This is a genomic window from Lysobacterales bacterium, assembly GCA_014946745.1.
GTDB lineage: Bacteria > Pseudomonadota > Gammaproteobacteria > Xanthomonadales > Xanthomonadaceae > Aquimonas.
Genome location: JADCRD010000003.1, coordinates 254,657 through 269,095, shown reverse-complemented (window position 1 = coordinate 269,095; position 14,439 = coordinate 254,657). Strand labels below are relative to the sequence as shown.

General features: G+C 65.3%; 10 protein-coding genes. 2 read left to right on the top strand and 8 right to left on the bottom strand.

All coding sequences use genetic code 11. The features are described 5' to 3' along the window. Positions 1–18: 18 nt before the first annotated feature. The 8 genes from H4O13_16990 to H4O13_16955 all read right to left on the bottom strand — a co-directional run bounded on the left by H4O13_16990 (position 19) and on the right by H4O13_16955 (position 10,783). The gene (locus H4O13_16990; protein ID MBE5317092.1) at positions 19–1,041 is read right to left on the bottom strand and encodes a MoxR family ATPase; all 1,023 of its coding nucleotides are present in this window, start codon (positions 1,039–1,041) and stop codon (positions 19–21) included. Positions 1,042–1,223: 182 nt separating this feature from the next. Next, the gene (locus tag H4O13_16985; GenBank protein MBE5317091.1) at positions 1,224–2,384 is read right to left on the bottom strand and encodes an EAL domain-containing protein; all 1,161 of its coding nucleotides are present in this window, start codon (positions 2,382–2,384) and stop codon (positions 1,224–1,226) included. 314 nt (positions 2,385–2,698) lie between these two features. Continuing rightward, on the bottom strand, positions 2,699–5,638 hold the full coding sequence (locus H4O13_16980) for a hypothetical protein (GenBank protein MBE5317090.1): 2,940 nt from the start codon (positions 5,636–5,638) through the stop codon (positions 2,699–2,701). A 56-nt stretch (positions 5,639–5,694) separates the two neighbouring features. Beyond that, positions 5,695–7,905 (bottom strand): type IV pilus secretin PilQ, encoded by a 2,211-nt coding sequence (locus H4O13_16975; protein ID MBE5317089.1) that lies wholly within the window; start codon positions 7,903–7,905, stop codon positions 5,695–5,697. A 15-nt stretch (positions 7,906–7,920) separates the two neighbouring features. Then, entirely contained in the window at positions 7,921–8,445 is a 525-nt protein-coding gene (locus H4O13_16970; GenBank protein ID MBE5317088.1) for a pilus assembly protein PilP, read from the bottom strand. After that, entirely contained in the window at positions 8,442–9,095 is a 654-nt protein-coding gene (gene pilO, locus H4O13_16965) for a type 4a pilus biogenesis protein PilO (GenBank protein MBE5317087.1), read from the bottom strand. Before pilO ends, H4O13_16970 begins: the two co-directional genes overlap by 4 nt. Further along, positions 9,092–9,724, bottom strand: coding sequence for a PilN domain-containing protein (locus tag H4O13_16960; GenBank protein MBE5317086.1), 633 nt, complete (start codon positions 9,722–9,724; stop codon positions 9,092–9,094). Before H4O13_16960 ends, pilO begins: the two co-directional genes overlap by 4 nt. Then, positions 9,725–10,783 carry a pilus assembly protein PilM gene (locus H4O13_16955; GenBank protein ID MBE5317085.1) on the bottom strand — a complete coding sequence of 353 codons (1,059 nt, stop codon included), beginning with the start codon at positions 10,781–10,783 and terminating at the stop codon, positions 9,725–9,727. 239 nt (positions 10,784–11,022) lie between these two features. Between H4O13_16955 and H4O13_16950 the strand changes: the two genes are divergently transcribed. Next, positions 11,023–13,527 carry a PBP1A family penicillin-binding protein gene (locus H4O13_16950; GenBank protein ID MBE5317084.1) on the top strand — a complete coding sequence of 835 codons (2,505 nt, stop codon included), beginning with the start codon at positions 11,023–11,025 and terminating at the stop codon, positions 13,525–13,527. Positions 13,528–13,792: 265 nt separating this feature from the next. Further along, positions 13,793–14,419 (top strand): hypothetical protein, encoded by a 627-nt coding sequence (locus H4O13_16945; protein MBE5317083.1) that lies wholly within the window; start codon positions 13,793–13,795, stop codon positions 14,417–14,419. Positions 14,420–14,439 lie beyond the last annotated feature (20 nt).

The window sequence follows — 14,439 nt, the reverse complement described above, 5'->3', positions numbered from 1 at the left end:
GCTGTGAACCGTCGTGCCTCAGGGCAGCGGCACTCGCTCCAGCAGCGCGCGCACCACGGCATCGCTGTTGACGCCTTCCGCCTCGGCCTCGAAGCTCAGCAGCACGCGATGGCGCAGCACATCCAGCACTACCGCGCGGATGTCCTCAGGCGCGACGAAGTCACGGCCCGCCAGCCAGGCGTGCGCGCGCGCGCAGCGCTCCAGTGCGATCGAGCCGCGCGGGCTGGCGCCGAAGGCGATCTGGCGCTTAAGTTCAGCCCCATAGGGCGCCGCATCGCGGGTCGCCAGCACCAGCTCGACAAGGTAGCGCTCAAGCCTCGGCGCGAAATGCAGGTCGAGAATGCGCCTGCGCGCCTCGCGGATTTCCTCGGCGCTGATCTTGGCGGCGCGCGGAGCTTGGGTCACGACGCCACTCGGATCGAGTTCGCGCTGGGCGCGCTCGCGGGCGAGACGCAGGATCTCCGCCTCGGTTTCGGCTCTCGGATAGCCGATGCGGACGTGCATGAGGAAACGGTCGAGCTGGGCTTCCGGCAGAGGATAGGTGCCCTCCTGCTCGATCGGGTTCTGCGTAGCCATCACCAGAAACAGATCTGGCAGGCGATACGTGATTCGACCCACGGTGATCTGGCGTTCGCCCATGGCTTCGAGCAGGGCCGACTGGACCTTGGCGGGCGCGCGGTTGATCTCGTCGGCGAGCAGCAGGTTGTGGAACAGTGGGCCGGGCTGGAACTCGAAGCGCGCGTCCTGCGGACGGTAGATCTCGGTGCCGGTCAGATCCGCCGGCAAGAGGTCAGGCGTGAACTGCACGCGGTGGAAATCCGCCTCGATGCGCGCCGCCAGCGCCTTGATCGCCGTGGTCTTGGCGAGGCCCGGCGCGCCTTCGACCAGGAGATGACCATCGGCGAGGAGCGCGATCAACAGGCGTTCGACCAACTCGGGCTGGCCGACCACTTCGGCGGCCAAGGCGTCGCGCAGGCCGGCGAACCGGGAGGCCAAAGGGTCGGGTGCAAGGGCAGCGGAGGCGGAATCCATCGAGTGCATGCTGGGGAGTCTCAGGGCGGCGGCATACGACCACCGACGCGCGCAAAGGTTCGCGGTGCGTGTCGATGCTTGGCGAGGCGCGCAGTATGGCGCGCCTCGCAGGCGCTGACCTATGCGGATCGTCGGGTTCGCGGCGCCTATTCGACGCCGCTTGGCAAGCCTCGAGCCCGCGGTGGTGCCTTTCAGCTGTTGCGCTGGGCGTGCTGGGCGAGGAGTTCTTCAAGGCTCAGTGGACGCCCCACCAGCCATCCCTGGGCGTATCGGCATCCGAGTTCTCGCAGGACCGCCAGCTGGTCTTCCGTCTCGATGCCTTCGACGACCACGTCTGCCCCCAGTCCGTGGGCCATGCTGACGATCGCCTCGACGATGCGCCGCGCGCGCGGGTTCTCAAGCATGCTGCGAGCGAAGGCCTGATCGACCTTGAGCGTATCGAAGCTCAAGAGATGCATGTGCTGCAGGTTCGAGTAGCCGGTGCCGAAGTCATCCAGGGCGACTCGCACGCCGGTTTCGCGGGCTTGCTGCATCATCGCCGCGACGCGCGTGTAGTCGAGCTGACGACTCTCGGTAATCTCGATCTTGATCTGCGACGGCTTGAGGCCGCGCGCCGCCACGCGCTCCAGCAGCTGCGGCAGCAGCGCGTCCTCGACCAGTTGACGCGCGGAAACGTTGATCGCCACGAAGGGGGGCTTGCCGCGGCTTTCGCCCAGCAGACACAGCGCGTCAAGGCTGGCCTCAAGCACGTACTCGCCCACCGGAACGATCAGCGAAGTCTCCTCGGCGAGCGCAATGAATTCAGCGGGCGAGATCTGGCCCCGCTGGCCATGATTCCAGCGCACCAGAGCTTCGTAGCCCGCAATCTCGCCGCGCGAGATGTCGAGCAGAGGCTGAAAGCGCACTTCCAGCCCACCGCTCGCCAGCGCTTCACGGAGTTCGGCCTCGAGTCGAATCTTGCCGATCCCGTCCGCCGGTTCCTGCGCAGCCTCGGTCTCCTCTTGGACGTGTCCCTGCAGACTGGCGAGCGTCGCGCGATATCGGCGCAGTTGGCCTTCGAGGAGGGCACGCACGACCGGGTCGGTGTTGAGCAGACGTTCGGCGATCTGTTCGGGGGTGATAGGGACCAGCACGCAGGTCATCATCGCAGTGGCCGTCGCCGTCCGCGGCGATCGATCGATCACCGCCATTTCCCCAAGCAGTTCACCGGCACGCACCTCTGCAAGGCGGCGCTGCTCCGGTCCGGTGGTGATGCTGAGGACGCCCGCCTCGACAAGATAGGCGCAATCCGGCGCATCCCCCTCGCGGAACAGCACGTCTCCTGCGCCTAGTTCGATGCGGTGCTGGGCCACGGACAGAGTCTCAGATCTACGGGTCAGATGCGCCAAACACATTCGCGACGCTGCGGGGTCGAACAGGTCGCCGCATGGATCGGGTCAGTGCCCAGGGGCCACCGCTCGCTGTCGCGCCCCTCGGAGTCTATGCCTTCGAGTGAGTCACGAATCGATTGAATGCGGCCTTCGTGCCCGAAACATCCCCACACCGCGCTGGCCGAGCCGCCCAAGCCGCGGCGAATTCTTCCTGATGACTGCCTGGGAGATCGGGCTCCATAACGACCGAAGGCCGCTTGCGCGGCCTTCGGCGTGCTTCTAGACCGCTCCAGCCTTTACTGGAACGTGATGGCGCAGGTGGTCGCCGCCGCCAGCGCGCTGGTGTTGACGGTGAAGGTCGTACCTGGGGTCTGGTTCAGAGGCGACAGCTGGCAACCGCCGCTGACCTGCGGAACCGGGCGTGGCGCTGCTCCGTTGGGAGTCACGGTCAGTGAGACCACGGTGTTCGCCGGGAACGGACGCGCACACGCGACCTGAGACGCCGATGGGGCGCTGCACGTAAAGCCATCCGTTCCGGTAACCGTCCCTCCGGCGCCACCCGACAGATTGAGCGTGAGCGTTTGGTTCTGGGTCGTGCCGGTATTGCAGGCATTCGCGGGTGGCGGCGGGCTGAAGCCACCGCCGCCGGCGCAGCTGTTGCGCCCGCGGAACAGCACCGTCGCCGACGGCTGGCCACCGCCCAGGCTGAAGACGCATTCACCCTGACCGCCGCCGCCGGGCTGATCCATGTCCGTCGCGCTGATCGTGGCACGGCTGTCGCCCGAGGCATCGGTCACCGACGGCGGCTGCACCACGCTGACCGTCGCCGTGTCGCCATCCGCCGTACAGGCGACCGCAATTGCGCGACCCGCCACTGGATTTCCAGCACCGTCGATCAAGCGCAGGTTCACCTCGAAGTTTCCGTTGCCGATGAACGCCGACGGGAAGGCCTGCAAGACCAAGTCAGCCGCGACTTTGATCTCGACGTCGACCGGCTCGGCATCACCCAGGCTGAAGGTGAGGGTGTTGTCCCCGTCCTGACTCATGCCGCTGGTAACGACCGGCACAAACACGCAGCCGTTCGATCCCGTCGGGCTGGGCAGGGGGCCGCTGCTGCGGCCGCCGATGGTGCCCGTACCGCTGGCAAGAGAGAAGCTGAAGTCCACGAAGGCACCCTGGATTGGCGAGTTCAGGTCGTCTCTGAGGCACACGGTGACACTTGCGGTGGTGTTGCCCGGGATGCTCGTCGGGCTGACGATGATGTTCAGCCTCGCGATTCCAGGATAGACATAGCCCTCAATGTCCGAGATCAGCCTTGATCCGCCGGGCGCCGTCGCGGTTCCGCGCGCCCACACCGCGACGCTCTGGCCGAGCCGGGAGACTGGATAGTTCATCCGAACCGTCGCCACGCCGTTCGCGTCAGTGAACCCCGTGCCGACGATGTTGCCGTGCTGCGCGCGGCCGATGATGTACGGCAAGACATCGCCGCTATCGACGCTGGTGCCCGTGTCGTCATTGGGGTTGAAGCGCTGCAGCGTGCTCAGGCTGGAGCGGCTGTTGATCTGGGAGACGGTGCGCGCACTCTCGAGATCGCGGTTGCCGGGGACCGACTGCCCAAGCACCAGCAGGGTATCCCCCGGTCCAGCACCGCCGCCTGCGGTCTGGAACTCTGCGCCCGGGGCCGAGAACAGGAAGCCACTCTCCTGTGGGTTGCCGTCACCGCCGCTGATGGCGAACGCCCCCGAACCCTGGCCGGGGAAGCCCACGAGCGGCGCGTCGACCAGACCGAACTCCACAGGCGTGCCGGGCAGGACCGGATTGCCCTGGCGATCGGTGGCCAGCGCACTCACGGTCAGGCTGTAGGTGCCGTCAAGCTGACGCTGACCGCCCTCAGGCGTGGGCACCACGAGATTCGCGGAGATCGCATCGGTAATCGGGGACGTGATCTGCAGCGCAAAGAGTCGACCATCGGAGATCACGACCGTGCGCTCAGCCACCACAGGATCGCTGATGCCGTTGTCTACGTTGTTGTCGGCACGATCGGCCGTGACCCGCACGGTGGTCTGGCCGATTCGGCTTCCGGCCACGAAGTTGAAGGTCGCACTGCCGCTGGTGGTGCGCACAGCGATGGTCTGGCCGCTTACATTCTGGCCAGCGGCGTTCACGCCGTTGACACGCTCGTTGGCCGCCGCGGGTGCATCGCCGATCACTTCGACGCGCACATTGTTGAAGGCGGCGTTGCCGACAGCCGGGTTCGGAACCGGCTGCCCGATACCGTCGCTCACGTTGACTTCGAACACACCCGAAGAGGCGCCACCCGAGCCCTGCGCGTACAGACCCGAGAATCCAGGGAAGAGCTGGACGGTAGCCGGCAGTGATGGTGCAGTCGAGACGACATTGATTGTCTGCGTTGTCGTCATCGTGCGGCCGGTGTCCGGATCCTGGATGGTCGCAGTAACGACGGCGGCGCCAACGGTCGTAAAGGAGTGGACAAAAACGGTGGCTCGACCGGCAACGATGTTGACGGGGCCCTGTCCAAGCAGAACGACGAATTCGTTGCGATCGGTGGTTTCGGGGTCATCCAGAGTAGAGAACGCCGCGATCGTGACGGGATTGATGCTGACCCCAAGCCCGCCCGCATTGCCGCGGGGGATGCTGATCGGCTGCCCGCTTGCGCTTCTAGCGGTGATCACCAACTCGGTGATGTAGGGCGACCCCAAGAAGGGGCGCACACCGAACAGGTTGACAGGCAACTGGTTGGTGACAGCCTGAATAGTGATGTTTCCCGTAGCGGACGGGGCGCTCACCGACAGCGCCAACGACGTCGTCACTGCGGTTGCCTGTCCTGCCGGCTGAGTGCTGAAGTTCAGCGTGACCGGGCCCTGCTGGTTGCCGGCGACGAAAACGAACTCGGCGCGTCCGGCGACTGTAGATGCGGTGCTTGCAGCCCCTGGCTGGCCGTTGGCAACGCCAAACACACCGCCGAGGTTGCTGGGGCTCGCAGAGGCGCTGACAAGGGTGCCATCCGCGATTGGACCACCACTGGCTGTCGTGACATTTACCGTCACCGCAAGCGTACCACCCGCAGGCACGGAGGCGCTGGCGCTGGATGCGCTGATACGCGCTTGACTGGGCGGGGTAAACGTTCCATCCGACCCGCCCCCTCCGCCGCCGCAAGCGGAGAGGATCGAGGCAAGCAGGACAACTACAAGCCCCTTTACGACTTTGAAATTCATTGAAACTCTCCCACTAGACTGGTCCGGTTGTCGCTCGCGAATGAATGAAAGGTGGCTCACGGGTCCTGCTTTCCAGCCACGGCAAGCACCCTGGGCGTCACGAAGATCAGAAGTTCCGCCTTCGACGACTGACGACGGTTGTTCTTGAAGAGGTTGCCCAGTACGGGCACGTCAGCCAGGAAAGGCACCTTCCGGAGATCCTCTCGACTCTGGAATTCGTAGACACCACCGACAACGACAGTTTGTCCATCGTCGACAAGCACCGCAGTGTTGATTTCTCTCTTTGCGATGAGCGGAACGTCTCCGAGCGGGCTGGAACTGAAGCCCGTCACTTCATCCTTCTTGACCTTGAGGCTGAGATAGACGCGTCCATCCTGGGTAATGGTTGGAGTCACCACCAGCTCCAGCACGACCTCTTTGAACTGCACCGTAGCCTGAGCGTCATCGCCGGTACCTGTGATGGTGATGTAGGCGATCTCATCGCCCTGCTTGATGTTCGCCTCAGTCTGGTTGGCGGTGATGACACGCGGGCTTGAGACCACTTCGCCGCGCTGTTCCTGCTGCAGGGCCGAGAGTTCCAGATCCAACAGATAGTCCGCTCCGAGAATCGCAAAGCCGATCGACCCTGCGGGCGTCGCCACTGGCAGGTTCACGCCCAAACGTGAGCTTGGATCCGTCAGAGCATTACCGATCCCAGCAATTCCCGCTCGCCCAGCCTGCCTGTTCTGAATTGCACGGTTGACCATCGCCCCGGTAGCCGCTTGCGTGCCGGACACGGCAAGCACGCGATCACTGCTGTCCTGATGGGCTCCGCTGACCCCGAACTTCGCGCCAAGCTCGCGGGCGAAGTTCTCGTCAGCGATCACGATTCGTGCCTCAATCAGGACCTGATCCACCGGCCGGTCGAGAAGCGCGATCAGCTCTTTGACTTCTTCGATCTTGTCCGGCAAGTCATTGATCAAAAGTGTGTTGGTACGCTGGTCAAAGGTCACCGATCCTCTCGAGGAGAGGAAGCCGCGCTCAGAGCTGCCCCCCTGCTCCCCAGCGCTTGTGTTTCCTTTGCTGCCATCCGTCAGAAGCTTGGCGATCTCCTCGGCGCTGCCGTAGTTGATCGCGATGTACTCGCTGACGAGTTCGGCGCGCAGTTCCTGTTCGATACGAGCGTCTGCCACCGCCTTCTCGTAGGTCGCGATCTCAGCCTGAGGAGCTACCCAAATCACGTTGCGATCCTGACGCTTATCAAGCGACTTGGCGCGAAGAATCAGGTCAAGCGCCTGGTCCCAAGGCACATTGATCAGACGCAGGGTCATGTTTCCAGTGACGCTGTCGGCCGCGACGATGTTGAGTCCCGACTCTTCTGCGATCAGCTGCAGCAGGGTGCGGACGGGGATATCCTGGAAAGTGAACGTAACGGGCCGGCCAATGTAGCCTGGCTCAGCACCCTCCGCGACTACACCGTCGGCGCTAATGGCGGGCTCGACGGGGTCAATTTCGACGACGAACTCGTTCCCCGTCTGGTAAGCCAAAGGCTCGAAACGACCATTGACCGCAATGTCCAGTCGGGTGCCGCTTGCGCTGCGACTGAGCTGCACCGACTCCACTGGGGTAGCGAAGTCGGATACATCAAGGCGCTCGGCCATCTTTTCGGGCAGGAACACTCCCGCCAGATCGACCTGAACGCGCTGGCCGTCCACGCGCATCTCTGAGGCAGCGCCGTCTCCTGCAAGGGTCAGGATGACGCGTCCTGTCCCTTGGGGCGTGCGGCGGAAGTCGATGTTCGACACCTCAGAGGCAGGAGGCGTGCGCTTGGCAGGGTCGGCCGCATAAGCGGTCACTTCCTGAGCGGCCGTGCTGGCACCACCCACGCTCAGAATGACTTTGCTGCCCTCGGTGCGGGTCTCGTAGGCACTGGAGCGGAACAGGTCGATCGACACGCGGGTCCGGCCTGCAGCTTCTGCTGTCGAAATCGCGCTGGTTGCGCCGATACCGACAGGGATTCGACGCTGTGCAAGTGCGTTCCGGGTGTCCGGAAGATCCACGATGATCCGCGGCGGATCGTCGGTGGTGAACACCGGTAGCTCCGCAGGCGGCTCACTCAAGCTGAGAGTGATGTCGACCTGGCCGCCCGGACCCGCGGAGAAACTGATGTTCTCCAGGCTGCCAGCAGCGAACGCGGCATTGCCCGCTCCGAGAAGGGCGGCAAGCACCGTGAGCCTCAGCATGCGGCCCCGCAGGATGCTCGTGTTGGACTTGGATGTGCGCTTCATGCGATTCCCCACTACTTATTCGTTGTCGAGCGCGAGACGCGCCGGGCGTTCAAGCCAGCCACCCGAGCCATCGGGAATGAGTTCGACCAGTTCCAGGCCATCCTCACGGACCGCGACGATGCGACCATCGCTCTGCCCGAGGTAGTTGCCCACACGCACGCGATGCACGACGCGCTGCGGGTCCATCACCAGACCCACCTGAGCTTCGCCTTCACCGATCAAGCCGACCATGTCGAGCCCGTCCAAGGGAAAGCCCTCCAACAGCTCTTTGCGGCGATTGGGGTCAGGTCGCGGGCCGTCACTACGCGACTCATCGTCTCGACGCTGCGGCATGGAGAACGGGTCGCGCAGGTCTTGCGCGGCATAGACGAAGGTCTCGAACTGCTTCATGACCGGCAGCGGCTCCAGCGGCGGAGCGGGGCGCTGCTTGACATCAGCGACGTAGTTCTCGAGGTCGCGCATGCCTGGATCGCAACCGGCAAGCATGCCCGCCGCGAGGACCAGTGCGGCGATGCGTGGAATAGTTGGCAGGCTTCTCATTGCGCGGCCCCTTGTTCTGCTTGGGCCTGGGCCTGGGCGACTTCGGCCTGTTCCTCCTCGTCGAGGTAACGGTACGTCTTTACCGTGCCCTCAAGCACCAGGCCGCCCGCAGGCCCCGCCTGCTCATCCCGCGGCTTGAGCGAGATGTCATGCATCGTCATGATCACGACGCGCGGCAGCGAGGCGACGCCACTCACGAAATCACCGAACTGGTGATAGCTGCCGACCATCCGCAGCGAGATCGGCTTCTCCGCGTAGAACTCCTTGCGAATCTCAGGCTGGGGCTGGAACAGCTCGTTGGTGATGCCGGACGCCAGCGCGGTCTGAGAGATATCGACGATCAGGTCCGGCATTTCCGTTCGCGATGGGAGCTGGCGCAGCATCTGCTGGAGCATGGCCTCCATTTCGGCGAGCTGCTCCTTCAACGGTTCGAGGTTGACCGCCTTGGCCTGCTCGTTCTCGAAATCCTGACGCAGCGTCAGTTCGGTTCGCCGCAGCACCTCGAGCTGGTCCTGCTGTTCGCTGACGAACAGATACCAGCCGAAAAACAGGATCACCACCACCAGGATGCCGCAGAAGAACGCCTTGACCGGCGGCGGCCAGGCTCCTGCGTTGTTGAAATCCAGATTGTTCAGGTCGAAGTTCTTCACGACTGTCCCCCTGGCGCGGCTTGTGGCGCTTCTTCGGCGCCCTCGGCAGCGTCGCCTTCAGCGCCTTCCTCGCCTTCGCCCTCGCCGACCGGCTTGGTAGCGGTCGCGTTCATGCGGAAGAAGTACGGCATGGCTTTGTCGTCGCCCTTGATCTCGATGACGCCGAGATCGGCGCTGGTCAGCCACTCGGCGGCTTCGATGTTGCGCATGTACGACGACACGCGGGCGTTCGACTGAGTCATGCCTTCAAGGGTCAGCTGGTCGCCGGCCTGCTTGACCGAACTGAGACGCACGCCATCGGGGATCGTCCTCACCAGGTCGTCGAACAGATGGACCATCTGCGAACGGTTGGCCTGGAGCTGTTCGATCACCGCCTTGCGGGCGAGAAGGTCGGACTTTTTCTTCTCCAGGATCTCGATCTCAGCGGTCTTCGCTTTGAGCGCGGTGATCTCCCTCGTGAGGAAATCGTTGCGCTGCTGCTGATTGCTGATGAGGCCGTCGAAGTAGGTGACCGCGCCGAAGCTGACCGCCACGGCGAGGCCCGCGCATAGACCGAGCAGACCGAAGAACTCGTTCTGGCGCTGCTTGCGGCGCTCGGCGCGCCAGGGCAGTAGGTTGATCTTGGCCATTTAGTCGAAGCTCCTCAGCGCGAGCCCGGCGGCGATCATCAGCGACGGCGCGTCCTGTGCCAGCGCCTGGGCCTGGACCCTCGAGGCCAAAGACATATTGGCCAAGGGGTTGGCGACGACGGTACTGACGCCGAGCTGCTCTTCGACCATCTCGGCAACCCCGGCGATCGAGGCGCAGCCGCCCGCCAGCACGATCTGGTCGACTCGATTGAATTCGCTGCCAGCGTAAAAGAACTGGAGGAGGCGGCTGACCTGCTGGACCATCGCTTCCTTGAACGGCTCCAAGACCTCGATCTCGTAGCTTTCCGGCAGCCCACCCTGACGCTTGGCGAGTCCGGCCTCTTCATACGACAGCCCATAGCGACGCATGACCTCGTCGGTGAGCTGCTTGCCACCGAACACCTGTTCACGCGTGTAGATGCTGCGCTGGTTGCGCAGCACGTTGAGCGTGGTCATGGTGGCGCCCACATCGACCAGTGCGACCAGGCCATCGCGTGTGACCGAGAGCTGGTCGGCGATCAGCCGGAAAGCGTTCTCCATCACGAAGGCTTCCACGTCGATCACCTTGGCGCTGAGTCCGCCAAGATCGAGTGCTGCGGTGCGCACCTCGACGTTCTCGGTGCGCGAGGCGGCCAGGAGCACCTGAACCATTTCAGGGTTGTCCTTGACCGGCCCGAGCACCTCGAAATCGAGACTGACTTCCTCGATCGGGTACGGGATGTACTGCCCGGCCTCGACCTGGATCTGGTCTTCGAGCTCGTCCTCGGACAGATCCGCCTGCATCGGGATGATCTTGGTGATCACCGCCGAGCCCGCGACTGCAGCCGCCGCAAAGCGGCTTTTGGCGCCGCTGCGGTTCAGGGCGCGCTTGATCGCTTCGCCCACCGCCTCGACCTCGACGATGTTCTTCTCGACCACGGCATTGGGAGGAAGCGGCTCCACCGCGTAGTGCTCGACGCGATAGCGACCGCCGCTTTGGCTCAGCTGGAGCAGCTTGACGGCCGTGGAACTGATGTCCACGCCGATCAAGGGCACCTTCTTGTTTGCGAACAGCCCCACGGTTTCTCCCCTTCCCACAAGCCCTTACAGGCAATAACTCCACGACTACATTAAATAACGATTATTTGCAGTCTGGCAACAGATAGCCGTGGTTCAGCCTCCAACAAGCGCGACCGCGGTCAAGTTTTCGTGCATTCGCCGCTGCTGGAGGGGGCTTCCGACCCCTGCGGAGCCTCCGGGGATGCACCACGGCCGGCCCGTATACTCGGCGCCCCTTCCCGATCAGCCGGATCCCGCGGATGCGCCTTTTCCGTCGCCTGTTGCGCTGGGCCCTCGTGGCCGGGCTTCTTTTCGGTGCCATCGGCCTTGGCGCCCTGGGCGTGGCGTGGTGGCTGATCGCCCCGACCTTGCCGGACGTGCAGGTGCTGCGCGAGGTGCGCATGCAGGTGCCGCTTTCCGTCTATTCCGCCGACGGCAAGCTGATGGCCGTGTTCGGCGAGGCCCGGCGGAAGCCGGTCGCGGTCGCGGACATTCCGGATCGCGTCAAGCAGGCGGTGATCGCGATCGAGGACGCGCGCTTCTACGAGCATCCCGGTATCGACTGGCGCGGCATCTCGCGCGCCGTCTGGCTGCTGGCCACCAGCGACATGGAGCGCGTTCCGGGGGGCAGCACGATCACCCAGCAGGTCGCCAAGATGTTCTTTCTGAGCCCGGAGTACAGCTACACCCGCAAGCTCACCGAGATCTTCCTGGCCCTGAAGATGGAGCGCGAGCTCAGCAAGGACGAGATCCTCGAGCTGTACTTGAACAAGAGTTTCTTCGGCAACCGCGCCTACGGCATCGCGGCGGCCGCAGAGTTCTACTACGGCAAGTCGCTGGAGGATCTGGCCCTGCATGAAGCCGCGATGCTGGCGGGCATCCCGAAGTTTCCGTCGAGCGGCAACCCTCTGGCCAACCCCGAACGCGCGCGGGTGCGGCGCGACTACATCCTGCAGCGCATGCACGAGGTCGGCTTCATCAGCGAGACCGAGCTGAGCGAGGCACAGGCCGCGCCCGACACGGCCCACCCGAACGAGCCAGCGATCGAGCTGGAAGCGCCCTACGTGGCAGAGATCGCGCGCGTCGACGCGATCGCACGCTTCGGCGCTGACGCCATGTCCGACGGCCACCGCGTGTTCACAACCCTGCACAGCGCCGGCCAGTCCGCCGCCACACGCGGCCTGCGGCGGGCGCTGCTCGACTATGACCGTCGGCACGGCTGGCGAGGCGCCGAGTCGCGGGTCGAGCTTCCCGAGGACGCCACGCCGCAGCAGCTGCAGCGCCTCCTGAAGGACTTCCCGAGCATTTCGGGACTGGTCGCCGGCTTGGTGCTGGAGAGCAGCGCCGAGCGCGCGCAGCTGATTCTGCGCGACGGTCAGCTGGTGGAACTCGCCCTGGCGCAGGTCGAGTGGGCTCGGCCATTCCTTGACGAGGACCGGCGTGGCCCCGCACCGCGCGCTGTGGACACCGTGCTGGCAGCCGGCGACATCGTGCGTCTGGAGCTCGATGCCGAAGGCGCCTACCAGCTCTCGCAGCTGCCCAAGGCGCAGGCCGCCTTGGCTGCGGTGGACGCCGAGACGGGCGCCGTGCGCGCGCTGGCCGGGGGCTTCAGCTTTGCGCTAAACAAGTTCAACCGTGCCACCCAGGCGCAGCGGCAACCGGGCTCCAGCTTCAAGCCCTTCGTCTATGCAGCCTCGTTCGAGCGCGGCTATGGGCCCGGTTCAATCGTGCTGGATGCGCCGGTGGTGTTCCGTCAGCACGACGGCACCAGCTGGCGACCACAGAACGACAACGCCACGTTCGCCGGCCCCATGCGGCTGCGAGAGGCCATGGTGACCTCGCGCAACCTGGTGTCCGTGCGTCTGCTCGATGCCATCGGCGCGAGCTTTGCGCGGCGCTACATCCAGGGCTTCGGCTTCAGCGCCGAGAGCCTGCCTGAGAACCTTTCGCTCGCGCTTGGCACGAGCTCCGTGCCGCCCTTGGCGATGGCCCGCGGCTACACGCTGTTCGAGAACGGCGGCTATCTGGTGGATCCCTACTTCGTCGAACGCATCGAAGACCGCAACGGCGAGGTCGTGTTCCAGGCGAATCCCCCGCGCGCCTGCCGGGAGTGCCCGGAGCGCCTGCAGGAGCAGCTCGCAAGCGGCAGCGATACCGGCTTCGATCTTGGCCCCGCGCACGCAGCGCCCGCCATCGAAACGCCAGCGCCGGCTGACGAAACGGCCGCAGCGACTGCCGGGTCTTCAGAAGCCCCGGAGGCCGACGGAGTCGTCCTCGCGCCGCGCCGGATCGATCCACGCACCGCCTACCTCGTCAATTCGCTGCTGCGTGATGTCGTGCGCCGCGGCACGGGCCGCAATGCGCTGGTGCTGAACCGCAGCGACATAGGCGGCAAGACCGGCAGCACCAACGACCACCGCGATGCCTGGTTCGTCGGCGTGGGCGGCGGCCAGGCGGTGGCCGCATGGGTGGGGATGGATGACTTCGCCTCACTGGGTCGCGGCGAGTTCGGCGCGCGCGCTGCGCTGCCGATCTGGATCGAGTACATGCGCGGAGCTCTCGAAGGCGTGCCGGAGTCTCAGCTCCCGCTGCCGTCCGGCATCGCCACCGTCACCATCGACCCCGTCACCGGTGCGCTGGTGCCGCCAGGCACACCCGGTGCGCTGCCCGAACTGATCCGGGTCGAAGACATCGCCCGCCTCCAGCGCACTGAGCCGTCGAACCAGCGCGCGCTCGACACGCGCGAGAGCTTCGACATTTTCTGAAGCCCCACCCAGGAGGCTGCGCGGCAGAAGGCGCCCGGGCTGCGCAGGCGCCCTCGTGGTGGGGTTTTCCGCCGACTCTTGGCCTGTACGACCACGACAGGCCCGCGACTCGCCTGGAAACCGCTCTCGCGCTTCGCGCTTTCGACTCCATGGCGTCTGCCGCGCAGGCGCGTTGCAGGCGCGGCTCGCGGACGCGCGCGGGCATGCGGGGCGGTCATGCGGGTCCGCTATGCTCGGGTCTCCGTGCCTGCCCCTGGGGAACGCCATGCGACACGCCGCCGAGCACGCCCGCACCCGCACTCGCGAAACCCGCCAGCGATTGGCCCGTGAGGCCGCGCGTCTGATGGCCGACGGCGGAATCCGCGATTTCCACGTTGCCAAGCTGCGCGCTGCCGCCAAGCTCGGCGTGCTGGATGAGAACGCCCTCCCCCGCAACGCGGAGATCGAAGAGGCGCTGCGCGAGTACCAGCGGCTGTTTCGCGCAGAAGCGCAGCCGCAGGTGCTGCGCGCGCTGCGCGAGGCCGCGCTGGAAGCGCTGCGCTTTTTCGAGCGCTTCGAACCCCGCCTTGTCGGTGCGGTGCTCGATGGCTCGGCGGATCAGCATTCCGCGGTCTGCCTCCACCTCTACACCGACGAGCCCGAGAGCGTCGCTCACTTCCTCGCGGAGCACGGCATTCCGGTCGAGCAGCAGAGCCGAAGGCTGCGTCTTGATCGCGAGCGCAGTGCGGTCTTTCCGGTGTACGTCTTCAGTGCCGACGGTACGCCCTTCGACCTGACCGTGTTGCCACACGACGCGCTGCGCCAGGCGCCTCTGGATCGCATCGACGACCGCCCCATGAAGCGGGGCTCACTGTCGACGCTGCGCGAGCTGCTGGCTCACGCGGAAGGCTGACGTAGCGACCGGGCGAGCCC

Coding starts and splice junctions, on each gene's coding strand:
- H4O13_16960 (MBE5317086.1), bottom strand. CDS start 9,724: ATGGCCAAGATCAACCTACTGCCCTGGCGCGCCGAGCGCCGCAAGCAG.
- H4O13_16950 (MBE5317084.1), top strand. CDS start 11,023: ATGCGCCTTTTCCGTCGCCTGTTGCGCTGGGCCCTCGTGGCCGGGCTT.
- H4O13_16970 (MBE5317088.1), bottom strand. CDS start 8,445: ATGAGAAGCCTGCCAACTATTCCACGCATCGCCGCACTGGTCCTCGCG.
- H4O13_16975 (MBE5317089.1), bottom strand. CDS start 7,905: ATGAAGCGCACATCCAAGTCCAACACGAGCATCCTGCGGGGCCGCATG.
- H4O13_16980 (MBE5317090.1), bottom strand. CDS start 5,638: ATGAATTTCAAAGTCGTAAAGGGGCTTGTAGTTGTCCTGCTTGCCTCG.
- H4O13_16990 (MBE5317092.1), bottom strand. CDS start 1,041: ATGCACTCGATGGATTCCGCCTCCGCTGCCCTTGCACCCGACCCTTTG.
- H4O13_16945 (MBE5317083.1), top strand. CDS start 13,793: ATGCGACACGCCGCCGAGCACGCCCGCACCCGCACTCGCGAAACCCGC.